General features: G+C 39.5%; 28 protein-coding genes. All 28 read right to left on the bottom strand.

Annotated features, from left to right (window positions below; genetic code table 11):
• Positions 1 to 95: 95 nt before the first annotated feature.
• A complete protein-coding gene (locus AX662_RS02525; protein ID WP_037600219.1) occupies positions 96 to 569 on the bottom strand; it encodes an ECF transporter S component in 474 nt (157 codons plus the stop codon).
• Entirely contained in the window at positions 559 to 1,320 is a 762-nt protein-coding gene (locus AX662_RS02520) for a bifunctional hydroxymethylpyrimidine kinase/phosphomethylpyrimidine kinase (RefSeq protein WP_060971536.1), read from the bottom strand. Before AX662_RS02520 ends, AX662_RS02525 begins: the two co-directional genes overlap by 11 nt.
• A complete protein-coding gene (gene truA, locus AX662_RS02515; RefSeq protein WP_060971535.1) occupies positions 1,313 to 2,059 on the bottom strand; it encodes a tRNA pseudouridine(38-40) synthase TruA in 747 nt (248 codons plus the stop codon). The genes AX662_RS02520 and truA overlap by 8 nt, the downstream gene beginning before the upstream one ends.
• 105 nt (positions 2,060 to 2,164) lie before the next feature.
• Entirely contained in the window at positions 2,165 to 3,298 is a 1,134-nt protein-coding gene (dnaJ, locus tag AX662_RS02510) for a molecular chaperone DnaJ (protein WP_060971534.1), read from the bottom strand.
• Positions 3,299 to 3,662: 364 nt separating this feature from the next.
• Positions 3,663 to 5,486, bottom strand: a complete 1,824-nt coding sequence (gene dnaK / locus AX662_RS02505; protein WP_002886397.1) for a molecular chaperone DnaK — start codon at positions 5,484 to 5,486, stop codon at positions 3,663 to 3,665.
• Between the two features lie 84 nt (positions 5,487 to 5,570).
• Entirely contained in the window at positions 5,571 to 6,095 is a 525-nt protein-coding gene (gene grpE, locus AX662_RS02500; RefSeq protein ID WP_060971533.1) for a nucleotide exchange factor GrpE, read from the bottom strand.
• Positions 6,096 to 6,133: 38 nt separating this feature from the next.
• A complete protein-coding gene (gene hrcA, locus AX662_RS02495) occupies positions 6,134 to 7,168 on the bottom strand; it encodes a heat-inducible transcriptional repressor HrcA (RefSeq protein ID WP_021143460.1) in 1,035 nt (344 codons plus the stop codon).
• A gap of 192 nt (positions 7,169 to 7,360) precedes the next feature.
• The gene (locus AX662_RS02490) at positions 7,361 to 7,942 is read right to left on the bottom strand and encodes a glycoside hydrolase family 73 protein (RefSeq protein WP_060971532.1); all 582 of its coding nucleotides are present in this window, start codon (positions 7,940 to 7,942) and stop codon (positions 7,361 to 7,363) included.
• Positions 7,939 to 8,736 carry a M15 family metallopeptidase gene (locus AX662_RS02485; RefSeq protein ID WP_014633799.1) on the bottom strand — a complete coding sequence of 266 codons (798 nt, stop codon included), beginning with the start codon at positions 8,734 to 8,736 and terminating at the stop codon, positions 7,939 to 7,941. Before AX662_RS02485 ends, AX662_RS02490 begins: the two co-directional genes overlap by 4 nt.
• A complete protein-coding gene (locus tag AX662_RS02480) occupies positions 8,723 to 9,427 on the bottom strand; it encodes a histidine phosphatase family protein (RefSeq protein WP_048790482.1) in 705 nt (234 codons plus the stop codon). Before AX662_RS02480 ends, AX662_RS02485 begins: the two co-directional genes overlap by 14 nt.
• Positions 9,428 to 9,542: 115 nt before the next feature.
• A complete protein-coding gene (locus AX662_RS02475) occupies positions 9,543 to 10,880 on the bottom strand; it encodes a PFL family protein (protein ID WP_014633797.1) in 1,338 nt (445 codons plus the stop codon).
• Between the two features lie 17 nt (positions 10,881 to 10,897).
• On the bottom strand, positions 10,898 to 11,164 hold the full coding sequence (locus AX662_RS02470; RefSeq protein WP_002886390.1) for an ACT domain-containing protein: 267 nt from the start codon (positions 11,162 to 11,164) through the stop codon (positions 10,898 to 10,900).
• Positions 11,165 to 11,486: 322 nt separating this feature from the next.
• A complete protein-coding gene (locus AX662_RS02465; RefSeq protein ID WP_014633796.1) occupies positions 11,487 to 12,704 on the bottom strand; it encodes a CapA family protein in 1,218 nt (405 codons plus the stop codon).
• A 164-nt stretch (positions 12,705 to 12,868) separates the two neighbouring features.
• Positions 12,869 to 13,705, bottom strand: a complete 837-nt coding sequence (srtB, locus tag AX662_RS02460; RefSeq protein ID WP_014633795.1) for a class B sortase, LPKTxAVK-specific — start codon at positions 13,703 to 13,705, stop codon at positions 12,869 to 12,871.
• Between the two features lie 86 nt (positions 13,706 to 13,791).
• Positions 13,792 to 14,205, bottom strand: a complete 414-nt coding sequence (locus tag AX662_RS02455) for an LPKTxAVK-anchored surface protein (RefSeq protein WP_002889684.1) — start codon at positions 14,203 to 14,205, stop codon at positions 13,792 to 13,794.
• Positions 14,206 to 14,897: 692 nt separating this feature from the next.
• Positions 14,898 to 15,107, bottom strand: a complete 210-nt coding sequence (locus AX662_RS02450; protein ID WP_014633794.1) for a helix-turn-helix transcriptional regulator — start codon at positions 15,105 to 15,107, stop codon at positions 14,898 to 14,900.
• 3 nt (positions 15,108 to 15,110) lie between these two features.
• Complete coding sequence (locus AX662_RS02445; RefSeq protein ID WP_014633793.1) at positions 15,111 to 15,692, bottom strand: hypothetical protein; 582 nt, start codon at positions 15,690 to 15,692, stop codon at positions 15,111 to 15,113.
• Between the two features lie 397 nt (positions 15,693 to 16,089).
• Complete coding sequence (gene rpsI, locus AX662_RS02440; protein ID WP_002888293.1) at positions 16,090 to 16,482, bottom strand: 30S ribosomal protein S9; 393 nt, start codon at positions 16,480 to 16,482, stop codon at positions 16,090 to 16,092.
• 27 nt (positions 16,483 to 16,509) lie between these two features.
• Entirely contained in the window at positions 16,510 to 16,956 is a 447-nt protein-coding gene (rplM, locus tag AX662_RS02435) for a 50S ribosomal protein L13 (protein ID WP_002886374.1), read from the bottom strand.
• Between the two features lie 250 nt (positions 16,957 to 17,206).
• Positions 17,207 to 17,407: a helix-turn-helix transcriptional regulator gene (locus AX662_RS02430; protein WP_002886373.1), complete on the bottom strand. Its 201-nt coding sequence runs from the start codon at positions 17,405 to 17,407 to the stop codon at positions 17,207 to 17,209.
• A gap of 9 nt (positions 17,408 to 17,416) precedes the next feature.
• Positions 17,417 to 17,887 carry a hypothetical protein gene (locus tag AX662_RS02425; protein WP_060971531.1) on the bottom strand — a complete coding sequence of 157 codons (471 nt, stop codon included), beginning with the start codon at positions 17,885 to 17,887 and terminating at the stop codon, positions 17,417 to 17,419.
• Between the two features lie 152 nt (positions 17,888 to 18,039).
• Positions 18,040 to 18,900, bottom strand: a complete 861-nt coding sequence (locus AX662_RS02420; RefSeq protein WP_060971530.1) for a DegV family protein — start codon at positions 18,898 to 18,900, stop codon at positions 18,040 to 18,042.
• Between the two features lie 8 nt (positions 18,901 to 18,908).
• A complete protein-coding gene (locus AX662_RS02415; RefSeq protein WP_060971529.1) occupies positions 18,909 to 19,424 on the bottom strand; it encodes an NYN domain-containing protein in 516 nt (171 codons plus the stop codon).
• A gap of 2 nt (positions 19,425 to 19,426) precedes the next feature.
• Positions 19,427 to 20,170: a 23S rRNA (guanosine(2251)-2'-O)-methyltransferase RlmB gene (gene rlmB, locus AX662_RS02410; protein WP_060971528.1), complete on the bottom strand. Its 744-nt coding sequence runs from the start codon at positions 20,168 to 20,170 to the stop codon at positions 19,427 to 19,429.
• 47 nt (positions 20,171 to 20,217) lie between these two features.
• Positions 20,218 to 21,891 carry a hypothetical protein gene (locus AX662_RS02405; RefSeq protein ID WP_060971527.1) on the bottom strand — a complete coding sequence of 558 codons (1,674 nt, stop codon included), beginning with the start codon at positions 21,889 to 21,891 and terminating at the stop codon, positions 20,218 to 20,220.
• Between the two features lie 288 nt (positions 21,892 to 22,179).
• The gene (locus tag AX662_RS02400; protein WP_002886359.1) at positions 22,180 to 22,581 is read right to left on the bottom strand and encodes a Mini-ribonuclease 3; all 402 of its coding nucleotides are present in this window, start codon (positions 22,579 to 22,581) and stop codon (positions 22,180 to 22,182) included.
• Positions 22,574 to 23,917 (bottom strand): cysteine--tRNA ligase, encoded by a 1,344-nt coding sequence (cysS, locus tag AX662_RS02395; RefSeq protein WP_060971526.1) that lies wholly within the window; start codon positions 23,915 to 23,917, stop codon positions 22,574 to 22,576. Before cysS ends, AX662_RS02400 begins: the two co-directional genes overlap by 8 nt.
• A gap of 376 nt (positions 23,918 to 24,293) precedes the next feature.
• On the bottom strand, positions 24,294 to 24,914 hold the full coding sequence (gene cysE / locus AX662_RS02390; RefSeq protein WP_014633706.1) for a serine O-acetyltransferase: 621 nt from the start codon (positions 24,912 to 24,914) through the stop codon (positions 24,294 to 24,296).
• Positions 24,915 to 24,973: the final 59 nt, after the last annotated feature.

The following is a 24,973-nucleotide window of genomic DNA, read 5'->3' as shown; positions in this document are numbered from 1 at the left end:
TTTTGGAACCTTTTCAAGTTTGTGGCAAGTCTGTTAGGACAACTTTTATATCTTATCACCCAATTTAGTTCTTGTCAATAGGGTTTAGTAATGTTTTAACCTTTTTTAGACTGAACTTTTTTGAATCCTTGATACAATACCCATCCAACAACTACGCCAAGAGCATTCTGGCAGAAATTAGGAATCACTTCTGCGATTGAAGCTCCTGTTCCATACATAAATACTGAAGCAAGTGCATAGCCACCCACCATCACAACTGCTGCAATCAGAAGGCCTAGGATACGATAGTTCCCTTTAAAGCCAGCAAAATAACCTTGTGCACCATGGATTAACAAACTGATAAACATCCATTGCGGAGCAGATGATAGCAAATCTATCAAAAATGCAGATAGTCCTCCCACAATTGCCCCTTCTTTCTTCCCAAGATAAAAGGCTGTGAAGTAGATTCCTGCATCTACCAAAGTTAAAAGTCCTGTTGGAGTCGGGATTTTAGCTACGAATCCAAAGGTCACTGATAAAGCCGTTAAGATAGCTAATAATGTTAACTCTTTTGTTTTCTTATTTTGCATATTGAACTACTCCAAATTCATTTGATTGTTTAATTGATTCATAAACAAAGGCTTTAGCATTTGCTACAGCTTCCGTTTCTGAACATCCTTTAACTAATTCACTAGCTATACTTGAAGCAAATGTACATCCTGCACCGGTATTATTTTTGTCTAGCACAGCTTCTTCAAACAATTTGTAGTCTGTTCCATCATAAAAGACATCTATCGCTTTATTTCCATCCAAGCGGTTTCCACCTTTGACAACGATAGTCTTAGCTCCTAATTCATTGAGATAGCTAGCCGCATGCTTCATATCATCAAGAGTCTTGACCTTTCTATCTATAAGCAGTTCGACTTCAGGTAAGTTTGGAGTGATAACTGTGATATAAGGGAAAAATTTAACCAATTCATCACGTAGTTGAGAAACTTCAACGTCATGAGTCTCCTTACATACTAAAACGGGATCCAAGACAATTGGAATATCAGAATGATTTTTAACAAAATCCAACGTTAATTCTGCGATTTCAACGTTAGGCAACAAGCCAATTTTAATTGCTGAGAAGGGGACATCTTTTAGTGAATCAAGTTGTTGTTTAAAAACATTAGTATCAACCGGAATGACCTCAAAACCATTCTCAGGCATAGCTGTTAGACAGGTAAGAGCCACAAATCCATGCTGTTTATTTGTGGTAAATGTCGCTAAATCTGCATGAAGTCCGCCACCACTAAAAATATCATTCCCTGAAATCGCTAAAATCAATTCATCACTCATATCGTATCTCCTTTAAATACAAACCATTACCAGCTGCCGTTGGTCCTGCAAGATTACGGTCACGACTTTCTAACACTGTCTTAACTTGCGAAACAGGCATGCGACCATTGCCAATCTTCAACAAGGTGCCAACCATATTTCTAACTTGCTTATAGAGAAAACCATTACCAGAAAAAGTAAAGATATAAAATCCAGTTTTCTCATCGATAGATACACTAGCCTGTGTAATTGTACGTTCTTTATTTTCTACAGAAGTTCCTGAAGCTGTGAAGCCTGTAAAATCATGTGTACCGACCAAATCCTTAGCAGACTCCTGCATAGGTGCTAAACTTAGAGGGTAGGGATAGTGGGTCGCATAATTACGCATCATGGGGTTCTTAGGTCGCCCTGCATCTACTAGGAACTCATAAGTTTTACTATGTTTGTTGTATCGCGCATGGAATTCCTCCGATACAAGTTCGATACTAACAACATCAATATCATCTGGACATTGCGTATCTAAACCGAAACGCAACTTCTCTGGATCTCGCTCTTGAGGTAAATCGAAGTGAATAACTTGTCCATAGGCATGAACACCTGCATCTGTACGACCCGCTCCATGAACGGTGACAGGTGTACCGCTATTTAACCGTAAGAGAGTCTTTTCAAGTTCTTCTTGAATGGAACGTGCATTTGGTTGTCTTTGAAAACCTGAGAAAAGTGTACCATCATAGGAAATTGTCGCTTTGTATCTAACCATAGAATTATCATATCAGATTTTTTTAAGGATAAAAAGTAGGTCAATCGCCAACTGACCCCATACAGTTTTTGACGTAAAGAAAAAGACGCATTAAGCGTCCTTCCTTTATAAATCTTCTAAGGCATCCTTTACTTTATTGAAGAAACCTTTTTTCTGTGGTGCGATTTTTTCATCACCACTTGCTTTGGCGAATGCAAGGAGAGCTTCTTTTTGAGCAGCATTTAGCTTCGTAGGAGTTACAATCTTAACTGTAACGTGTTGATCTCCTTGTGAACCTCCACGAAGACGTGGAGCACCCTTTCCTTTTAGACGGAAAGTTTTGCCTGTTTGAGTTCCTGCTGGGATGGTCATCTCAACATTTCCGTGAACCGTTGGTACTTCGACAGTGTCACCAAGGGCTGCTTGGACAAAGGAAATATTAAGTGTATAGTAAATCGTTGATCCATCACGCGTAAATTTATCGCTTGGATTAACATTGATGATTACAAAGAGATCTCCATAAGGTCCACCATTGAAACCAGCTTCACCTTGACCAGCAAGACGGATTTGTTGACCTGTTTCAACACCTGCTGGAATCTTGACAGATACTTTGTGGCTTTGTTTTTCATGTCCTGTTCCATGACAAGTTTGACATGGCTCTTTAATTTCTTGACCTGTTCCATGACAGACATCACAGGTTACTTGACGACGCATCATACCAAGTGGTGTTTGCGTATCGACATTGATAACCCCTTGACCATGACAGCGACCACAAGTTACAGGGCTTGTTCCAGGTTTTGCACCAGATCCTGAACATGTCTTACATGTCGCTTCACGATTGTAGTGTACTTCTTTTTCTGCACCAAAAATCGCCTCTTCAAAGCTTAAGTTGACACGGTACTGAAGGTCATCACCTTGACGTGGAGCATTTGGGTTACGAGTAGCACCACCACCAAAGAAGCTAGAGAAAATATCCTCAAAGCCTCCAAAGCCTGCACCACCATCAAAACCACCAAAGCCTCCTTGACCACCAAAACCATTCGCACCATCTGGTCCGTATTGGTCATAGGCTGCACGTTTTTGGTCGTCACTTAGAGTTTCGTATGCCTCTTGGACCTCTTTATATTTTTCTTCCGCACCTGGTTCTTTATTAATGTCTGGGTGGTATTTCTTAGACATCTTACGATAGGCACGTTTAATTTCATCTTGAGAGGCATCCTTAGATACCCCAAGACGATCGTAATATTCGGTATTGTTCATACAAGATACTAAGAGCGAACAGAAAGCGACTGAAATTTAGGAAACCGACAAGAAATCCTGATTTCTTAGGAGGTTTATTTAATTTCCAAGCTTTCCGCTCGTGTTCAATTTCTCGAACTCTCTCTGTTCCTTTCTATTTTATTTGTTACGATACGAAGCACAAATATATCTTATATTCACTTCACTTATTTTACCGAAAAACAGAGGCTGGGTTGCAACCTCTGGATTTCTTACTATCATTTACTAATTAGTCAGAACTGAGCACGTCCTAACCTCTTGGTGAAAAAGAGAAACCTCCCTAGAAACTAAAGTTTCTGCGTCGGATATCCTATTTTCACTGTGAGGTTTTAACGGGCTTTGCATCTTATTTTTCAGTAAACTCTCCGTCTACGACATCATCGCCTGAGTTATCTGCTGTTTGTGCACCTTCTGCTCCTGCTTGAGCTTGTTGTGCTGCTGCAGCTTGTTCGTAAAGTTTAACCGCAAGAGCTTGAGCTTTTTCGTTAAGAGCTTCCAATTTAGCCTTCATGTCATCAAGATTGCCTGATTCTTGAGCTTTCTTAAGGTCATCAAGAGCTGATTGAGCAGCATCACGTTCTGTATCGAAGCCTTTACCTTCAGTTTCTTTGATTGTTTTTTCAGTCGCAAAGATAGCTTGGTCAACTTCGTTACGAAGATCTACTTCTTCTTTACGTTTTGCATCTGCTTCAGCATTTGCTTCAGCATCTTTCATCATCTTTTCAATTTCTTCATCTGTCAAACCAGAGTTAGATTGGATAACAATTGTTTGTTCCTTTTGAGTTCCAAGGTCTTTAGCTTTAACAGATACGATACCGTTCTTATCAATATCGAAAGTAACTTCGATTTGTGGGATACCACGAGGTGCAGCTGGGATATCAGTCAATTGGAAACGTCCAAGAGTCTTGTTATCTGCTGCCATTGGGCGTTCCCCTTGAAGAACGTGGATATCAACGGCTGGTTGGTTGTCTGCTGCAGTTGAGAAGACTTGTGACTTAGATGTTGGAATTGTAGTGTTGCGGTCAATAAGTTTTGTGAACACTCCACCCATTGTTTCGATACCAAGTGACAATGGAGTTACATCAAGAAGGACAACGTCTTTGACATCACCAGTGATAACACCACCTTGGATAGCAGCACCCATAGCAACTACTTCATCAGGGTTAACTGATTTATTTGGTTCTTTACCAGTTTCAGCTTTAACAGCTTCTACAACGGCAGGAATACGAGTTGAACCACCGACAAGGATGACTTCGTCAATATCTGACAAGCTCAAACCTGCATCTGAAAGGGCTTGGCGAACTGGAGTTTTAGTACGTTCTACAAGGTCACGAGTCAAATCATCGAATTTCGCACGAGTCAATGTCATCTCCAAGTGAAGAGGTCCAGCCTCACCAGCAGTGATGAATGGCAAGCTGATTTGTGTTGATGTGACACCAGAAAGGTCTTTCTTAGCTTTTTCAGCTGCGTCTTTCAAACGTTGAAGAGCCATCTTGTCTGTTGACAAGTCGATACCATTTTCTTTCTTGAATTCTTCAACCATGTGGTCGATGATTTTTTGGTCAAAGTCATCACCACCGAGTTTGTTATCCCCTGCAGTTGCCAATACATCAAAGACACCATCACCAAGTTCAAGGATAGATACGTCGAATGTACCACCACCAAGGTCGAATACCAAGATTTTTTCTTCTTTATCAGTCTTATCCAAACCATAAGCAAGGGCTGCTGCTGTTGGTTCGTTGACGATACGTTCTACTTCAAGACCAGCAATTTTACCAGCGTCTTTAGTTGCTTGACGTTGAGCATCGTTGAAGTAAGCAGGAACTGTAATAACAGCTTTGGTTACTTTTTCACCAAGGTAATCTTCAGCATAACCTTTCAAATATTGAAGAATCATAGCTGAAATCTCTTGCGGTGTGTATTCTTTACCGTTTGCAGAAACTTTTTCAGAAGTACCCATCTTAGATTTGATAGAGATGATGGTATCTGGGTTTGTTACTGCTTGACGTTTTGCAGCGTCACCAACGATGATTTCACCATTTTTGAATGACACAACAGATGGAGTTGTGCGGTTTCCTTCTGGGTTTGCGATGATTTTTGATTCAGTTCCTTCAAGAACTGCTACTGCTGAGTTTGTTGTACCTAAGTCAATACCAATGATTTTAGACATATGTTTTTCCCCTTTTTACTTAATTTCTATTTTGCTTTTTTATCTTTCATTCATAGTTTTCTGTCATTTCGGACAAGTTTTCAATTAATTATATACAACTACCATGGCTGGGCGTAAGACGCGTTCGTGGAGTTTATACCCTTTTTGGAAAACTTGTGCAATCGTATCTGCTGGATGTTCATCATCTGCAGGCATTGTTTGAATCGCCATGTGGAAGTTATGATCGAAATCACCATCTGCTGGAATTTCTTTAATCCCTTCCTCTTTAAGAGCATGCACTAAACTTTCTTGCACCATTTCCAAACCTTTTTTGACATCATCAGTCAAGCCCTCAACGGCAAGAGCACGTTCAAGGTTATCAAGTGATGGCAAAATTGCTTTTGCCAAATCTTGGCTACGATACTTTTGCAATTGTTGACGTTCTTCATTAGAACGGCGCTGAATGTTTTGCATTTCTGCATGGGCACGAAGGTATTTGTTTTCAAATTCTTCGGCACGCGCTTGGGCTTCTTCAAGTTCAGAAGGTTCGTTTACTTCCTCTACAACTTCTTCAGTTGTCTCAGTAGCTTCCTCTTCTTCCACTTCTTCTTTTTTAATATCTTCAGTCAAGGCATACACCTCTTTCTATACTTATTAAATGTTATATCTTAGCTAACTTCATAATGGTTACTATTGAGGTAACGGTAATAATCCGTCAACTTCATAACCAAAACTCTACTAATAACATTGACCAAACTAACCATGCGACGATAATCCATTTCAACTGGGCCAATCACATGCATGAGCGCCATCCCACGATAAGGAATCAGGAATTTATGACTCATAACTGTGACATTTTCAAGCGCTTCTTCAGTTGATTCTGCAACCGAAATCTTGGTCACTTCATCATCGGAGATAGCTGATCGAAGCTCAAGTGCCACATGTTGTGGATTGTCCAAAAATTGATAGGTTTTTAAGTCGGCATAAGTCAGTGATGCAACCTTACCTTCGATGAAAATCAATTCCTTAAAAAGTTGTGAAAAGATATAATCAAACAAATCTAGAACATTATCTGTTATCTTGAAATACTTTTGCACAATCTGAGGAATCTCAGTTCTCAATCGGTAATGGATCTCTAAGACAGTGTTTCCTAAAAAACGTTCTTGAACAAGCTTATGAAGAATTTCCAAATCACTAGACAAGAAATTTTTTGGAATAGCAAATTGAACTGTCACAGGCTTAGATTCATCTAGAGTAAGAACCGCTAAAGCGTCGTGATTGGATAGATGAACAATGTCAAATCCAGTCAGACGTTGTCGTGTCGGTTCCACATCTTGAATCACTGCTGTACATCCTGTCATTTCTGCCAGCAGCTTCGCCGCTGCATCCAAGATATCTTCAAGTTTAAAGGCTTCAAAATCAAAGGCCTTGACCACTTGATAAACATCTTGTTCATCAATCGTATCAAGATTCAAAGAATTAGCGACGAAATACTGGAAACCTGCTCGGCTTGGCATACGCCCACTAGAAGTATGAGCTTTTTCAAGATAGCCCATTTTTTCAAGCTTGGCCATGTCATTACGAATGGTCGCTGAACTCGAATCAATTGATTCTTGTAATGCTTTAGAACCAACCGGTTCATGTGTACGAGTGAACATCTCAACTATCAAATTCAAAATAGTGTTTTGCCTTTGCGTAATCACGATGTCACCTCATTTCTATTTATTAGCACTCTAACACATCGACTGCTAACTTATGATTCTATTATACACCTAAACTTGAACATGTCAACCCAAAAAACCAAAAAATTAGCACTCTTATAAAAAGAGTGCTAAAAATACATCTTAAGACCTAGAAAAGCAAAAAAAGAGCACCTCAGAGGCACTCTAATCTTATCAATCATATTTTGACAAATGATAGGTCTCAATAATAGATATGAGGTGTTTGGCATAATCTGGATCACTGCTAAAACCCGCAGCTTGTAGTTTTTCTGCCGCAACTTTATAACTAGTCGTTCCTGCTATCTCTTTATAGGTCGACTCGCCCCATGTTCCTTGGCGAAGTTCTTCTAAATAAGTCATCATAGAACTTGACCAATCCTTAAAAACTGCAAAATCCACCTTTTGGTATTGCCATTTCCCTTTACTGTAGATACTATCCTTTAAACGAATACGTTCTTGACCTGGCTGAGCAGGGAGACTGTAGATGTTATGGTATTTAACAGATAAAAGACTGCTACCATAATTTGACTCATATGCAGCTTGACTAAGGAGAATAGACGCAGGTACACCATAGTTTTTAGACATCTTTTGAGCTGTTGGAGCTAAGGTCTCAATAAATTCTTGCTGTGTGTAAGCAACCTTTACCGCACGAGCATTATCATCTGTAGAGGCATGAAGAATCAAAGGTAAGAGAATACCTAAAGCAAAAACAACAACTAAGGTAATGAAGGCTTTTAGTTTAAAACGTCGTCTCACTTAGCTTTCTCCTTTAATAATGCCAAATATTCTTCCAAAGTAAGATTATGTTCAGTCATATACTCTGCTGACTCTTTACCAACATAGCGGAAATGCCAATCCTCGTAGCCTACACCCGTTGACGATGTTTTACCATCTGGAAAACGAAGAACAAAGCCATATTTCGGCGCCAATTCTTTGACTTTAGCTACTGTATCTGGATCTGCTTCATTTAAGCTATCTACAGTACTCATATCAATCGCAAGACCTGTTTGGTGTTCACTCGCTCCTGGTGGTTGTGAATAGGTTTGAACCTTTTTCTCCGCCTGAGACTCCGTCAAACTTGGGTCAGCAGCCATTTCCTGCTGAACATAACTGTTATAAAGTTCAGTCTGATAAGCAACACTACGATAACCTGATATCAAGTGATAACTTGGATCAATTTCTTGAGCAGCTGCTAAAAACTCCTTAACGTTCTTAGCAATTCTTGCATCTACAGAAACACCATCGACATCAGCAATCTCAGGGTTAAGTTCTTTAGACTTATTATCTCGATTTACCAAAAGCAATTGCCAGTCTTTAGGCGATACATCAGGTAGTCCCTTTGCATCCTTGCTTTGAGTCGCATCGGTAGCTTGCTTACTACTTTTTGTTACTGACGATCCATTGGTTTGTTGGACTGTACGACTGACACCAAATACTGAATAAAGTCCTGCTACAACTAAAAGAATTGCAATCAAGACACTACTGATAACCAAAAACCAGTTGGTTTGCTTTTTCGCCTGACGGCGACTTGGATAGTTATTTTTTACCATTTTCTTTTTCTATTATCTCTCGCCCAACCTGACGATAAGTCATATCGCCAAGTGCTTCTAATGTAAATTTACCATTTTCATAAGCAACAACAGTAACCGAACCGTTGTCCAATGAAGGATGCTCGACAGAAGAATCAATTAACCAAGCAAAGGTTGCAATGGTCATACCGTGACTAACGACAATAGCATTACCGCCACCAGACCTCTCAAGATTTTCTGCAATAGCTATGAACCCCTCTAAAATACGTTTTCTGAGCACTTCCCAAGGCTCTGCCCAACCAGCCGTATCCACATCAAGGATACCCTGTGCAAGCTCAGGATAAGTTACCTCATGCAAATCCTTACCTTGAAAAGCATCTGTTCTCGGTAGCACACCGTAGAAAAGTTCACCGTCATAGCCACCATCTAAACTACCAAAACACCACTCACGAATACGTTTGTCACGTTTATAAGGAATAGTTTCTAAACCCGTCTCACGTAAAATGATATCCATGGTTTGAATCGTTCGACCTGAATCACTAGAATATGCGACCTTGAAAGGAATACCTGCTGCTTTCAGACCTACCCCCAATTCACGAATACCTTCTTCACCGAACGGGGTCAAAGGGCTATCAGACCAACCTTGTGCACGACCAATGGTGTTAAACATAGTTTTGCCATGTCTCGCAATATACAACTTAACCTCACTCATAGCGCCCCTTCTTTCCGTCATTTTTGAATTCATTATAGCACAAATCCCCTCCACTATCTAGCCAGCGAGACCATCAGAAAATGCCTTACCAATTGGCAAAGCATTTAACATCCGCTTAGTTTTTAAAGCTGTGAACAGGAGCTGGGATTTGACCACCACGCGCAATGAAGTCAGCCGATGAAGCTTTGTTTACCTTCATTACTGGTGCATAACCAAGAAGACCACCAAGTTCCAACATATCACCTTCCTTACCATAAGGAATGATACGAACAGCTGTTGTTTTCTGGTTAATGACACCGATAGCCGCTTCATCAGCAATCATAGCCGCGATTGTTGTATCTGGCGTATCAGCAGGAATAGCAATCATGTCTAGACCAACAGAACAGATAGCTGTCATGGCTTCCAATTTTTCAAGGTTGATATGACCAGACTGAACCGCCGCAATCATACCTTCATCTTCAGAAACTGGAATAAAAGCACCTGACAAACCACCAACTTGGTTACATGCCATGATACCGCCTTTTTTAACTTGGTCGTTAAGAAGGGCTAGAGCTGCAGTAGTACCATGCGTACCAACAACTTCAAGACCCATCGCTTCAAGTACACGGGCTACTGAATCACCAACTGCTGGTGTTGGCGCAAGAGACAAATCTACAATACCAAACTCGACACCAAGACGTTCGCTGGCCATTTGACCAACCAACTGACCAACACGTGTGATTTTGAAGGCGGTCTTCTTAACTGTTTCAGCTAGAACATCGAAACTTTCGCCTGGAACTTTCTCAACTGCACGTTGCACAACACCAGGACCTGAAACCCCAACATTGATTACAACATCAGCCTCACCAACACCGTGGAAGGCACCTGCCATAAATGGATTATCTTCAACCGCATTAGCAAAGACCACCAATTTACCTGGGCCCAATGGATCTGCCTCAGAAGCCTCTTTGATGATACGTCCCATGTCACGTACTGCTGTCATGTTAATACCAGTCTTTGTTGAACCAATGTTGACAGATGAGCAGACAAAATCAGTCTCTGCAAGCGCACGTGGAATAGAATTAATAAGAATCTCATCACCTTTTTGGTAGCCCTTTTGAACGAGTGCAGAGAAACCACCAATAAAGTTAACACCGATTTCCTTAGCTGCTCGGTCTAACGCCTTCGCAAAAGGTACATAGTCTGTTGCATCTGTTGCCGCACCGATGATTGAGATTGGAGTAACAGACACACGTTTATTAACAATCGGAATACCAAGTTCAGCTGCAATTTCGTCACCAACAGCTACCAAATTCTTAGCCTTAGATACAATCTTGTTATAGACTTTTTCCGCCGCCTTATCGATATCTGAATCGATACAATCTAGTAGTGAAATCCCCATGGTAATGGTACGAACATCAAAGTTCTGTTCCTCAATCATGGCAATGGTTTCTGTGACCTGTTTAATATCCATTTTAAGCTACTCCTATCTTACAAGTTGTGCATAGCATCAAAAATTGCTGAACTTTGGATGTTGATTTTAACGTTCAATGACTCACCAAAGGCTTCCAATTCAGCACGTAGGTGTGTAAAATCTTGTTTGTCTTCTGATGATACAACCGCCATCATGGTAAAGAATTCATCAAGAACTGTTTGAGAAATATCATCAATATTCAAGCCAAGTTCTGCCACCTTAGTCGCAACACCCGCAACAATACCTGATTTGTCCTTACCTACAACTGTAATAATCGCTTTCATGAGAAGCCTCCATCATTTTATTTTGTATAATTTTAGCATATTTTGATTAAAAATGCTATTTTTTATGAAATTTGCATATTTTTTCTTGAAAAAGACGAATATTTCCGAGAAATTTAACTAATATCGTTTATGAAAATATCCTCTCTTTGACCCAACTACTTGTGGATAAACTTGTTCACAACCTAAATAATTTCCTTCTTTTAAAACCTTGAAAAATCAAGATTCAACACTATTAACAGACTTTTCCACACCTGTGGATAAGTCTGTGGGTAACTTGTCGATAAACAAAAAAATATCGCCAAATTCAGGCGATATCTTAGCTTTATTTCCATTTTAAATTAACATGGGCATTCATTTCTTTATAAGCAGTATCTATACGCTCTTTGGTTTCTTCATCTAGTTTATTTCTATATTTACCACCCTTAATGAAATCCTCTAAAATATAAGTTTGGTAAGTATACAAAGGATATCCCTCTGGCGAAGATGTTCCTTTAGGCGTACGGTTAACCCAAGTCGGATGCGCTTGTGCAGTCTTAATCGTGGTTTGACCATTCTTTTTCTCAAGGGTGACATCCATTAAGACACCTCTCTCTGTCCACTCTGCACTATCCACACCATCCATAGTCTCTATGCGCTGGTTTGAGATGAAATTCCCCATTGAGTAAATAATAAGTTTTTGCTGTCCATCCTTTTTAACCACCTCAGAAGGTTCTACCACATGAGGATGACCTCCAAAGATAATATCAGCACCCCAATCAATCATCTTATGATAGAGTTTAACCTGTTCATCTGTCGGTTCCAAACGATATTCAACACCCATCTGAGGCATGATAACCGTGATATCCGCTTCTTTTTCGGCACGCTGAATCTCGGCTTTCATACGTTTTTCATCCAAATTCGATAAGTGGTCTGCAACCTCTTTATCCGTCAAGTTCGACTCTAGGCCATTGTAACCATAAGCATAGGAAAGTATTGCAACTTTGATACCATTAACATTCTTGATGAGCAGTGGCGCCTTGTCTCGCACCGGCTTTTCGTAAACACCAATAGGATCAATTCCCACTTTCTTAAAAGCATCAGCCGTTGTAAAAGCTCCCTCTAAACCAGAATCCAAGATATGATTATGGGCCAAATCCATAACATCATAACCAGCATCCTTAATAGCTGCTGTCACTGATTGAGGAGCATTAAACAGAGGATAGCCTGACAAAGGATAATCAGGATTAATCGTTCCCTCGAAATCACCCAAAACCAAATCAGCCTGCTTTAACCACGGCTTCACATAAGTAAAATTCTCCGTGAAATCATAGCTGCCATCTGCCTGCAGGGCACTCATATAGAGACCGTCATGATAGAGCAAGTCCCCATTAGCCATGATACGTGCTGTCTGTACCTGGTTTGAGGCATTCTTTTGCTGTTCATTCTTACTATGAACAATTAAAATCTCAAGAAAAAGCAAACCTAAGACGAGAGCAATCAACCCCATCAAAATCTTATTAGTCATCGCATTGTCACGCTTTTTAGCCTGGCTCTGTTTCATAATACTCTCCTTTTTCATACTTCTAGTGTACCAAAAAAACTTATCCATTGATGATAAAAAAGATTAATAAACGGTTACATCTCAATTCCATGGCGATTGAAAACATCAGTTTTCTTAGACAAGATAAAAACTCTACTTCATACGAAGTAGAGTTTGGTTAATAATTAGCGTGTTGGTGTGTATTCCAAATCTTTACCATGTTTAGCTACAAAATCAGACATTTCAGAGTCTGGAATTTGACGCAAGTAGAGATTAGCACGAATCGTTTCATCTTCCTCACGACAAGTCGAAAGAACGAGGTATTTATCTGAAGCACTAACCTTCAAATCCTTGTTTTTAACACTTGCTTGATCATAGATGATATCCAACTGTTGTTTAAAGTCTTTATCGCTTTCAAATGATGTACGATAGAAAGCTGTGTCTTCAGGCACAATTACCATAGCGAGCGCTTCATAATAATACTTACGTTGAGGCGTCTCAATAACAACATATTTGTGTTTATCAAAGAACGACTGATCACTATAGTAGTTAACATCGTTGAACATACGACTATCAGCAACCTTACTTCCTCGAGCATGGCCGAAGAGCCAAGTCAAACGATCGCTGAAATCTTTCTTATTATCTGTATCCATGAAGACCGTTCCCAAATATGGAACGTTTCCTCCATCAAATGTTTTATCTAAGTAGGTTGAATTGTCCGTTGTTTGAACAACTGGCTCATCCAATTTAGTCCCTGGTGCATAGACATAAGCGATAGTATCAGGGTTTGTCGCCTCAAGACCATCAAATTTATTTTTGAGGTAGGCTTTCTCCTCATCTGAAACTTTATAAGTGTTTGCTTTTTTAGTCGTTAAAACACTCTTAACACCATTAGAGGACGATGCTGTCGGAGACATAAACTGGAAGCCAAGGAAGATAGCCAAAGCAGCAATGACTAAGGCCGAAATCCCAGCAATCAGTTTTTTGCGAGATCCAGTAGATTTACGATTATGATTACTCATGAAATGTCAAATCCTTTTCTTTATCCATAGAAAAATATCACCGAAGCTCTAGCCCCAGTGATATTCTTTTTAGCAATAGCAGTTAATTATTTAACAGCTGCTGTGTTTGGAAGAGCTTTAGCTTCAGCTTTAGCTGCTGGAGCTTTCTTTTCTGCAGCTTTAACAGCTTTAGCTTCTTCTTTAGCGTCTTTGTTAGCGTTAGCTTTATCAGTAACTACAAACTCATCTTTGATGATGTTTCCGTTAGCATCACGTTTTGGTTCGATGTGTTCACCAGCATCTTCAAATTTTTGTTTAGTTGAATCTGCGTCAACGTTGTTAAGACCATCTTTAGCAGCTTGAGTAAGACCACCTTCGTTGTTTGTGAAGAAGTCACCACCAGTTGCTTCAGTTTTGTTATCAAGGTTTCCAGTGTGAACGTTACCGTCGTTAGCGAAAACTGCTGCTGATGAAGCGAATACTGCAAGAACTGCAGCTGATGTAAGCAATACTTTTTTCATAATTGTTTCTCCTCTAATGGATTATTATATATTTAGTATCAGGACCTCCCTGACATCTATAGATTATAACACTATCTAGAGATATGTCAACAAATTTTAAAAACTTTTTTAAATTTTTAATATATCCTACAATTCCTACAAACAAAGGTTTTTTGAGGTGTGTTGCCAAATAGTAATAATTAATCATTTTTAATTTTAATGTTATTTTAGGTAATTTATTATGTCCTTTGCTAAGTTTAAATACATATTTAAGTCATATATAAAAGCATAATTTGTAAAATATACATTCATTATTATGTGAGGTTTTATGGCTAAAAATCAAAAGATATTTAATAGACGTATAAAACCCTTTTACTGATAATATGTTTGAAGTATATAACAATATTATCTTTCAAATAAATGTATTCATTCACTTTTATCATTTTTGTATGATAACTACATAATATGCAAGATCTCAAAAGTGAGTAGATTAGAGAAACATTAGCGTTTTTGAGAGCATTTCGACCTAAAAAGTTCTATTATTGGGTTAAAATGCTTGAAAAATAAACTATTATCTTATTTTTGAAAGCGTTTTAACTAAGATGTAGTCAAAAATAACTCCTTTGAAAACACTCCCTCTTACCACTACCTCGCCTTAGAATAACAAGCTTCCAAAAACTGATACACAAATCAATTGGATTGTTTCACTTCTCTTATTTCAGACGAAATAGTTCTTCCACTTGTTTATTAAAGACTTGCGCTATTTTTAAAGCCATTTCCAACGAAGGGTTGTAGCGGTTATTTTCCAAGTGAACAATCGTTTCTCTCCGTATTCCTACATGATCTGCTAAATCTTGTTGAGTCATACCATAAGCTTCCCTTACTTCTTTCAAGTTAGTCTTTATTTTACTTTCTTTCGCCATATTTCATCCCCTTTTTTCAGTGATAAAGTAAGTAATGGCAAATAATAAGAGTAAAAAAGCCACCAAAATATAAAGGAATCCAGCATTCAAAACGAAAACTTTACAGAAAGCTATCAAGGTTGCCATTCCCAATAATATAAAGATTGCTATTGTAAACAAAATGGAAGAGGACTTTGCAATATTTCTATAAAATCGTTCATCGGGTTCTTCATTAATTCTCTTGAATAAGAAGTAAAACATTAATAACAATTGAACACCTAATCCAATTCCTAACATTATATTCTTAATCACAGAACCAGGAGTTAGAAGCCAAACTCCAATAGTATAGATTGAGGACGAGAGAAATACAAGCACTGTATATAATTTTGCAGTAATCCCAAACATTTTTTTCTCTTTCTTTTGATAGGTTGATTTTGAGAGGACCGATATCATCGTACAAACCAAATACGAAGGAAGCCAAGCCGTCGTCATAATAGCACCTTTCGCTAGAATCGGTAGGTGATTCCCCAGCAATAATACTAAACATACAACAATAAGCACGCTAGCGATATAAAGGATTATCTTTAAGTTCTTCGACATTTTCATTTTCTCCATCTCCTTTTAATGTGTTATAAATATATCACATCTTATCTGTTATAAATATATCACATTGTTATAAGAATTTCAAGATGAAGACAAAACACAAATAACATTTAAGTCATTTTTTTCAGAATCCCTTACCAAAAGGCAGCCATAAAGCAAAGCCTTGATGAGCTTAAAACGTTGATTTAATCGTATTGATTAACGTTTTGAGTGCAGTGGTTGCCACCCAATCAAACATCGCTTCGCTTGTTTTCTTGGGGCAACTGTGCATAGCATATCTCTATGCGACTAAAGTCGCTAGAGCTATCCTAATTGCGCACCGCCAGTAGTTCTCATACAAAAAAAAACACCTTGCAAGCTGCAAAGTGTTTTCGTTTGTACTCTGCTGTCCAGCAACGAATTAACGTTTTGAGAACTGGCTAGCTTTACGAGCTTTCTTAAGACCTGGTTTCTTACGTTCAACCATACGTGCATCACGAGTAAGAAGTCCAGCGCGTTTCAATGAATCGCGGAAGTCTGGATCTACTTGAAGAAGTGCACGAGCGATACCGTGACGGATCGCACCTGATTGACCAGCGTATCCACCACCTACAACGTTAACGTGTACGTCGTATGAACCTTCAGTTGAAGTAACTGCGAAAGGTTGGTTGATAACGAGACGAAGGTCTGCGTGTGGGATGTATTCTTCTACATCTTTTTTGTTAACTGTGATTTTACCAGTACCTGGAACCAAACGTACGCGTGCAACAGCGTTTTTACGGCGTCCTGTACCTGCATATTGTGCTTGTGCCATTATATTAGTGCTCCTTTCCTCTTAGAATTAGATAAGTCCTGAGATATCAAGTACTTCTGGTTGTTGTGCAGCGTGAGTGTGCTCACCGCCAACGAAGACTTTCAATTTCATACCTTGTGCGCGTCCAAGAGTGTTGTGTGGAAGCATACCTTTAACTGATTTTTCAATCAAACGAACAGCATTTTTAGAACGAAGTTCACCTGCTGAGATTTGTTTCAATCCACCTGGGTACATTGAGTGAGTGTAGTAGATCTTATCAGTTGCTTTTTTACCAGTCAATTTAACTTTTTCAGCATTGATAACGATTACGAAGTCACCTGTATCAGTGTGTGGTGTGAAAGTTGGTTTGTTTTTTCCGCGAAGTACGCTAGCAACTACTGCAGAAAGACGTCCAAGTGGCACATCAGTTGCGTCAACGACATACCATTTACGTTCAACTTGGCCTGGTTTAGCCATAAATGTTGTTTTGTTCATGATTTCTCCTATATATAGTTCGATTTTTGTTTACGAGTGATGGGTGTTCCTTCCCATCGAAAAGTATTTGGAAGGTTCCGGGGCCTTTCAAATGGGGTAAACAATACCGTTTAACATAATATCAAAAAAACACGTCCAAGGCAAGTCATTTGGAGGTGTTTTTCTTTTATTTTTTGTATTTTTTTAGTCTCTAATTTTATAAGGTGGAAGACTAGAAATCATACCTAATTAACCTCTAAGGGGGTACAAATTAATCTTCAGATTCCCAAAAAAGCTGGTCTAAAGTTTTGTCCAGAGTTTTGCAGATAGCAATACACAGATTTATAGTCGGGTTGTAGTCTCCCTTTTCAATAGCTGAGATAGTCTGACGAGAGACTCCTATAGCATCTGCCAACCCCTGTTGAGTGAGATCCTTTGCTACACGAGCTGACTTCATTTTTAAATTTTTCATTCAAAAATCCTATTCTTCGTCTTCTAGTTCTTCCAAACGGTTCTTCTTGATTCTTTTAATAATAACCCAGCAGTCACAAATAAGGGTCAAACCCAATGTCAAAAATGCTACACTACTCATAAGATTCTTCCCTATCTTAAACGACTGAAATAAACTTAAGAGGCCCATTAGCAATATAAAAATTCCCAAAAAACACATTACCCAGGAAATTATAAGCATCTTCTTCTCAAGTTTTTTGTCTAGCAACCATGGGTGCCCATTCCGTGATACGCTGTGCACTACGACTACGCACATAGAACCAAAGAAGGTGATGAATAATAAGGACTGAGCTAATTCTAGGGAGTGTGTCTTAGCAGTAACCAGAATCGTTACAAATAGACCAAGCATAGCCACCCAATAACCTCCAGCAGCAGATTCCGCACTGATTAATCGAGCACGTTCATCCATCGTGCTAGCTACTTTTTTCTTTGACTTTTTCATTTTGTTTCCTCCATTTTCTAGATTTATTATAGCATTATTTTACGTTATGTCAAATATATCATTCATTTTGTATGGATTATCTTTTTATATTCTATTAATCTATCATTTCAGAAAACAAAAAATCAGATAGGAAAGCCTATCTGACACTTTTTCTATCTAGCTTCTTTACCAATCGTAAAGACGGCCAAGGTATCTGGTCCGACGTGGGTAGAAATAACTGGCCCAAGTGGCATAATGAGAACTTGCTCAATGCCGTCAACTGCTAACAATTGTTCTTTTAGATTCTCCGCCGCTTCAATATCATTGGCATAAGCAACAATTGCTGTGCTATGTCCAATATCCTGGGTAGCTTGTAGGACCATTTCTTTAATGGATTTTTTACGTCCACGGATCTTGGCCAGAGGAACCAACTTGCCCGAAGCATCTAACCAAAGGAGAGGTTTAATATTAATCAAACTACCAATAATAGCTGAGCTCTTAGAAAGGCGACCCCCACGCATGAGATGGTAGAGATCATCAACTAAGAAATAAGTCCGTAAACGTGGCAGAATGTCCTCAATCATGGCTTTCGTTTCAGATAAGCTCTTACCTTGGTCACGAGCTTCTGCCGCCAAGATAGAGAGATAACCTTCCCCACCTGCTGCCGCTAGAGTATCTACAATCTCAATGACAGCTTCTGGGTATTCATCCAAAATCATGTCACGCGCCATAACAGCACTTTGATAAGTACCTGAAAGCACTGATGAAAAGGCAATATAAAGAAGGGCATCACCATTTTTGGCGTGACGACGAAAAACCTCTTCAAATTGACCAACATTCACCTGGCTTGTGGTAGGCTGACTGCCTTCTTGCATACGTTCTAAGAGACGGTCACTCGTTAAACGGTTAGGACCAACGGTCTCATAGGCAATATCATCAAGCGTAATGGTCAAACCAACGAGCTCTACCTTATTCTCCTGAGCCCATTTTTCATCTAGATCTGCTGTGGAATCTGTCAAAATGTTAAATGTCATATGTCCCTCTATTCTATTTCATTTAAAAGGTCCTGTAATTTCCCTAATTGTGCATCGTCCCATGGACGTAGTTTTGGTGTCTTTAAGTCAATATGTGCCGACATCTTGTCTAAGTCAGACTTAACAGTATTGACACGCTCTTCCAACTCACGCGCCGAAACACGTAAAGCTCCTTGTGAAAAGATAGCCCACTGTTCATTTAAGTCACTAGTTGCTACTTCAACTAAATTTTGAACAGTATTCATCTCAGCCGCTGCGCGCTCAATATAGCTATCTGCTGTCTCATCTTCCTCAGTAAAAATAACACTGATACGATACTGATCATAACGCTGACGACTTCCTGGAACAAACTGGGCATCAAACACACAGATAATATCAATATGTTTAAAGTTAGCATAATGATTGAGCTTACGAAGCAATGTTTCACGAGCTTCATCAAGCTGATTGGTCTTAAAGAGTTGACGGGTTTCTTGCCAAAAGGCAATCATATTATAACCATCAACTAGAAGTATTCTTTTTTTCATAGTTACAATCGGTTTCGATAAACTTCATACATGAGAACTGCTGCTGCCACACTGGCATTAAGGCTCTGCACATGACCACTCATGGGTATAGTAATCATCTCATCCACTTGTTTCTTGATGTTAGCAGAGATTCCCTTACCTTCATTACCAATGATAAGGGCAACCTTTCCAGCTGTATTCCATTTATGAGATGGGGTCCCATCCATATCCGTTCCAAACACCCAGAAGCCTGCTACTTTAAGCTTATCAAGAGTTTGGCTAAGATTAGTCACTCGGGCAATGGGAATATGCTCCACGGCCCCTGTTGATGTCTTAGCAACAACAGGTGTTACCCCCACAGCACGATGCTTAGGAATAATAACTCCTGTCACCTGAGTAGCATCAGCTGTACGTAGGATAGAACCAAAGTTATGAGGGTCGTTAAGTCCATCTAAAATGAGGACTAGAGGATTCTCCTCTTGTTCAGCCTTATCCATAATAACTGAGAGCTCAGAATAAGCGAACTCTGACACACGAAGAACAAAACCTTGATGCACAGCCCCACCTGTCATATCAGACAAGGTTTTCTTAGGTGTCCAAGAGATGGAAACCTTCTTTTCAGCTGCCAAGGCCTTAATGGCATCAACATTTTTCCCTCGAAGATCATCTTGAATATAGAGTTTATTACCAGTATTTGCTTCTAGACTCTCTGTTACGGCGTGCACACCATAAACAATGTCTAGACTTGTTTCTTTAGTTGTTTTCATAAGCTAATTCTATCATAAAAAAAGCCCTCTTACGAGGGCAAAGCATGTTAAATAAATGTAATTGCTGCTAGGTAAAGCACTAGGAGAACTAGAACAACAGTTGCAGCAGCCAAAGCTTGCTTACCAATTGTATCTGGATCTGAGATTGATTCTGCAATCTTTCTCGCAGCTTGAGTAATGGTTTTACCTGCCGCTTGGAAGATATCAATTGAACCTGTGCTTGTTGAATTATTTCCAGAAATCGCTGAAGACCAACCACTCAAAACCTCAGCAATTTGTTCTGCTAATTGCTGTGTTAACGCTCTAGTTGTCTCAGCCAACTCATTAACAGCCGTAGCTTGTATATGATTGGCGGTCTCAGTATAGTTATTTGCACTGGTATTATAAGTAACCGGTACAGTCGTTGTTGTCGTTGATGAATACTGATTCCTACGGTAACTATCAGGTGTCACTGGACGTTCGCCTTCATTGAAGACGCTAAAAGTCTGTGTCAGGTAATGAATATTGTTATTCGTATCAATCAACTCAAAGGTCATTTTATGAATACCAGTCGTTTGTTCTGCCAAATGGTAGGCACTCAAACCAGCATTGACCTCATCCAGAGTTCCTTCAACAAAGTAACTATGATGAATTTGTTTGCCATCAAGGACTAGATTAAGGCCCTTAATCTTCTTACCTTCCATCTTGTTAACATCAAAATTGACGTTAAAGATTTCACCACGTGCTAAATAAAGAATGTCTGTATTCCCTGTAACAGCAGGTTGATCTTCAAGAAGCGCTCCAGTACTATCTCGTTTTGGAACAACGGTGTATACTTCAGAAGTGATTGGAGTCGCTAAGATTTCTGAGATGAGTCCATCCGTAAAGGTTACCTCTGACGAATAGGTCAAACTCTCACTTTGCAACATAGAAACCACTTCAGAAGTTTCAAAGACCTCAGAAGTTGATGATGAATCTTTCCAACCAATCGTGAGGACAGTTAAGCTATCTTCTGAATTATTATTTAACTGACTCGTTTCTGGAGCCGTAGATGCAAGAGAGCTAGCAGTACTTGCAGACTCAGAAGCGACTTCAGAAGTTGCAATAGCTTGGCTAGTATGAGTTGCACTTACAAATGTCTTATGAGAATCCAATGAAGAATACTCTGATTTTTCAATAACATCATGTGTATTTCCAGCAAGTTCTGATGTATATAGTGTACTTTCACTCTTATACATTGAAGTCACAGCTTGTGACTCTGCAGTCGCTGTAGCCTCACGAGACTTATCATAAGTAAGCACAATATTTGGTTTAGCTTGTTCAGAATCAGATGTTGGATTTGCATCTCCTCGTTCAGACGCCGCTACTGATCGATCCTCACCAAAAGCTTGGGCACGAGCCTCTTCTGAATGAGGTGTCGTCGTAGAAACGCTAGTCTCCACGATATCAACTTGAGAATGTACCTCAAGAAGCCCCTCATCTGTCTCACTTGAAGAGACAACCATCAGTGACGTTGAGGTCACTACTGAACTTACTTGACTCGCTGGCTCTGCCTTAGCTCCTACTGAAGAAAGATCAGCCTGAGGAGCAACTGGAGCCGGTGCCTCACTATTAACATAATCTATTTTAGCTTCATCAGGTTTTACCTGAACCTCATCTGCTTTACCTGTTTGAAGCGTAAAGCTAGATAAAATCAAAGCAGCAAAAGTTGTATAGAAAACTTTTTTCTTAGCTATTTCCATTCACCTCCTCATTTTTTATGGCCTCATTTACTAATATTATAGACTTTTTTTTTACTTTCTGTCAAATTAGTTTTATTAAAAAACGCTATAATATCAGGGTTTTACACGTGTCAGACATCCCTTAACTTTCTCATTTTCAAGGTGCTAAATATTAGTTTCATCTTATTTTTTATTGTCAAATCGCTGAATTACTTTGATTCTCAAATAATCTAAATTTTGAAGCTTCAACTAATTGTCACAATTTTTATAGCCTTTAAATAACAAAAAATCCTGCTCTCGGCAGAATTTTTAGATTTCTTTTTCAACTTCGTCAATACACCAAGCAATCAGTTCCTCTAAGCGAGCAATATCCTCGGTCATATGAAGATAGCCCATGACTGCTTCGAAGCCTGTTGACATTTTATAGGTAATGACATCTGTATTTTTAGCCTTGGTGTGGCTATTCGCATTACGACCTCGTTTATAGATATCTAGCTCTTTTTCAGTCAAAAGCTCTTGCTCTAGCATTTTTTCAATGAGACTAGCTTGCGCCTTTGCCGACACATAGCGTGTAGCTAGACGGTGCAATTGATTTGGCTTGGTCTGACCTTGAAAAATCAGGTGACGGCGAATGTACAAGGAATAAACAGCATCTCCCTCAAAAGCGAGAGCAATACCATTAATAAGGTTGACATCAAGGTGTTTAGTCACGTGTCCACCTCACACCATCCTTGGTATCAAGAAGTTTGATACCTTGAGCAGCTAATTCATCGCGAATGCGGTCTGCTGTCGCAAAGTCTTTGTTGGCCCGCGCTGCTTGACGCTCTTCAATGAGTTTTTCGATATCTTCATCAAGGACTTCTTCTTCGAAAACAATACCGAAGACTTGGAGCATTTTTTCAAAAACATCCTTAACGGTTTGGTCATAATTGCCTGAATTAATCCATTTGGCCATGTCAAACAGAACAGTCACACCATTCGCTGTATTAAAGTCATCATCCATAGCTTCTTGGAAGGCTTCAAGATAAGTTTGCAACTCATCTTGATTCACCTGATCTGTCAATGGAAGACTGTGGGTGTTTTTCAAATACTTAAGATTGACTTCAGCATCATGAATAGCTTTTTCAGTAAAGTTAATTGGCTTACGGTACTGTTGTGTTGCTAGGAAGAAGCGAAGCACTTGACCATCGACTGTCTTAAGCATATCATGAACCGTTACAAAGTTACCTAAGGATTTTGACATTTTCTCATTGTCCACATTGACAAAACCGTTGTGCATCCAGTAGTTGGCGAAGGTCTTGCCAGTTTTGGCTTCTGATTGGGCAATTTCATTGGTATGGTGTGGAAACTCAAGGTCTGCCCCTCCACCATGGATGTCGATGGTATCTCCAAGGATTTCAGTCGACATAACTGAACATTCGATGTGCCAACCAGGACGACCAGGTCCCCACGGGCTGTCCCAAGAAACTTCTCCCTCTTTGGCAGCTTTCCAAAGGGCAAAATCCAGAGGATTCTCCTTACGTTCTGTTTCAGCATCCGTACGTCCGCTTGCACCAATTTCAAGATCTTCCAAAGTCTTGTTAGCCAATTTAGCATAGTTGTTTGACTTGGCTACTCGGAAGTAAACATCACCTTCAGAGACATAGGCGAATCCTTTGTCAACCAAGGTTGACACAAATGCAATGATTTCATCCATGTAGTTAATAACACGAGGATTTTGTGTCGCTGGTTTAATGCCAAGCTGTGCAGTATCCTCCATAAAGGCTGCGATAAACTTGTCCGACAATTCCTTAGTTGAAATACCAGCTTCATTAGCTGCCTTGATGATCTTATCATCTACATCCGTAAAGTTGGAAATATAGTTGACTGTGTAGCCACAATACTCAAAATAACGACGAATAGTATCAAAAGCTACTGCTGAACGGGCATTTCCGATATGAATATAATTGTAAACTGTTGGTCCGCAGACATACATATTGACAACATTTTCTGTCAAAGGTACAAAATCACGGAGCGAACGCGTCATCGTATCATAAATTTTAATCACTAGAGATTCCTTTCAATTAACTGGAAACTATTTTTTATCCTTGATATGGTTTAGGTATAAACACAAGAGTATCACAAGAATGATAATCCATATAGCCGCTACCAGCTGACCTTGAGCCAAGAGAGACATAGCTGAAAGGAAACTCCCAACTATATAGAAGACCAAAAAAGGATTGTTTTTGAATAAATTTTTCATAACTCAAGTATTACTTGTGACGTTGCTTAAAAACAAGACCAACCCATAAAAGAGCAATGCAAAACCACAAGGCTGCCATGCTATAGTCTGCTCTATGTAAAGCAATGTAAACAAGGGCAAGAGGGCCCACGACCGTCAATCGAGTTACCTTTGAACTAAAAAGTTTCATCGTTTCCTTTCCTTATAGCCGTGATGAGTGGAAGCTAGCTGCTTTTAGAAGGTCTTCTAGCTTTTCGCTATAGTATTCACGACCTTCTTCAATATCGTGGATAACTTCTTCATCCTTTTGACCATGAACACGCACAACCTTAGCAGGAACACCAACGACTGTAACATCTTCTGGGACATCCGCAACAACCACAGCTGCCGCACCGACCTTAGAATTCTTTCCAATCTCAATAGGGCCTATGACCTGAGCATGGGCTGAAACCAAGGCACCCTCACGAACGGTTGGGTGACGTTTTCCGACATCTTTACCAGTACCACCTAAAGTGACACCGTGGTAAAGCATAGCACCCTTCTCCACAACAGCTGTCTCGCCAATGACAAGGCCTGAGCCATGGTCAATGAAAACACCTTCAGCAATCTGAGCCCCTGGGTGAATCTCGATTTGAGTCCAGAAGCGCCAAAACTGACTATGCATACGCGCTAAGAGTCGACAATGGTGGCGCCAGAGAAAATGTGAGATACGATGAGCAGCCAAGGCTTTTAATCCAGGGTAGGTTAAAAGAACCTCCAGACTCGTCCGAGCTGCTGGGTCATTTTTCTTTACTATATCAATACTTTCTTTCCACCAACCCATTTAGGTCACTCCTTACATCATTATTGCTATTATTGTTTGTTGTGGCCCTATTATTTCTT

This window comes from Streptococcus sp. CCH5-D3, from assembly GCF_001556435.1.
In the GTDB taxonomy this organism is placed as follows: Bacteria; Bacillota; Bacilli; order Lactobacillales; family Streptococcaceae; genus Streptococcus.
Note: the sequence above shows the minus strand (reverse complement) of the source record. Positions and strands in the feature narration are given on the sequence as shown.

Excerpts from the sequence above, each read along its gene's own strand:
- AX662_RS02520 (WP_060971536.1), bottom strand. The coding sequence starts at position 1,320 with ATGAGTGATGAATTGATTTTAGCGATTTCAGGGAATGATATTTTTAGT.
- AX662_RS02525 (WP_037600219.1), bottom strand. The coding sequence starts at position 569 with ATGCAAAATAAGAAAACAAAAGAGTTAACATTATTAGCTATCTTAACG.
- AX662_RS02450 (WP_014633794.1), bottom strand. The coding sequence starts at position 15,107 with ATGGCGAAAGAAAGTAAAATAAAGACTAACTTGAAAGAAGTAAGGGAA.
- rpsI (WP_002888293.1), bottom strand. The coding sequence starts at position 16,482 with ATGGCACAAGCACAATATGCAGGTACAGGACGCCGTAAAAACGCTGTT.
- AX662_RS02485 (WP_014633799.1), bottom strand. The coding sequence starts at position 8,736 with ATGGTAAAAAATAACTATCCAAGTCGCCGTCAGGCGAAAAAGCAAACC.
- AX662_RS02455 (WP_002889684.1), bottom strand. The coding sequence starts at position 14,205 with ATGAAAAAAGTATTGCTTACATCAGCTGCAGTTCTTGCAGTATTCGCT.
- AX662_RS02465 (WP_014633796.1), bottom strand. The coding sequence starts at position 12,704 with ATGAAACAGAGCCAGGCTAAAAAGCGTGACAATGCGATGACTAATAAG.
- srtB (WP_014633795.1), bottom strand. The coding sequence starts at position 13,705 with ATGAGTAATCATAATCGTAAATCTACTGGATCTCGCAAAAAACTGATT.
- AX662_RS02445 (WP_014633793.1), bottom strand. The coding sequence starts at position 15,692 with ATGAAAATGTCGAAGAACTTAAAGATAATCCTTTATATCGCTAGCGTG.
- AX662_RS02420 (WP_060971530.1), bottom strand. The coding sequence starts at position 18,900 with ATGACATTTAACATTTTGACAGATTCCACAGCAGATCTAGATGAAAAA.
- AX662_RS02475 (WP_014633797.1), bottom strand. The coding sequence starts at position 10,880 with ATGGATATTAAACAGGTCACAGAAACCATTGCCATGATTGAGGAACAG.
- cysE (WP_014633706.1), bottom strand. The coding sequence starts at position 24,914 with ATGGGTTGGTGGAAAGAAAGTATTGATATAGTAAAGAAAAATGACCCA.
- AX662_RS02425 (WP_060971531.1), bottom strand. The coding sequence starts at position 17,887 with ATGAAAAAGTCAAAGAAAAAAGTAGCTAGCACGATGGATGAACGTGCT.
- rplM (WP_002886374.1), bottom strand. The coding sequence starts at position 16,956 with ATGAACAAAACAACATTTATGGCTAAACCAGGCCAAGTTGAACGTAAA.
- AX662_RS02470 (WP_002886390.1), bottom strand. The coding sequence starts at position 11,164 with ATGAAAGCGATTATTACAGTTGTAGGTAAGGACAAATCAGGTATTGTT.
- AX662_RS02480 (WP_048790482.1), bottom strand. The coding sequence starts at position 9,427 with ATGAGTGAGGTTAAGTTGTATATTGCGAGACATGGCAAAACTATGTTT.
- rlmB (WP_060971528.1), bottom strand. The coding sequence starts at position 20,170 with ATGAAAACAACTAAAGAAACAAGTCTAGACATTGTTTATGGTGTGCAC.
- AX662_RS02415 (WP_060971529.1), bottom strand. The coding sequence starts at position 19,424 with ATGAAAAAAAGAATACTTCTAGTTGATGGTTATAATATGATTGCCTTT.
- AX662_RS02430 (WP_002886373.1), bottom strand. The coding sequence starts at position 17,407 with ATGAAAAATTTAAAAATGAAGTCAGCTCGTGTAGCAAAGGATCTCACT.
- dnaJ (WP_060971534.1), bottom strand. The coding sequence starts at position 3,298 with ATGAACAATACCGAATATTACGATCGTCTTGGGGTATCTAAGGATGCC.
- dnaK (WP_002886397.1), bottom strand. The coding sequence starts at position 5,486 with ATGTCTAAAATCATTGGTATTGACTTAGGTACAACAAACTCAGCAGTA.
- AX662_RS02405 (WP_060971527.1), bottom strand. The coding sequence starts at position 21,891 with ATGGAAATAGCTAAGAAAAAAGTTTTCTATACAACTTTTGCTGCTTTG.
- truA (WP_060971535.1), bottom strand. The coding sequence starts at position 2,059 with ATGGTTAGATACAAAGCGACAATTTCCTATGATGGTACACTTTTCTCA.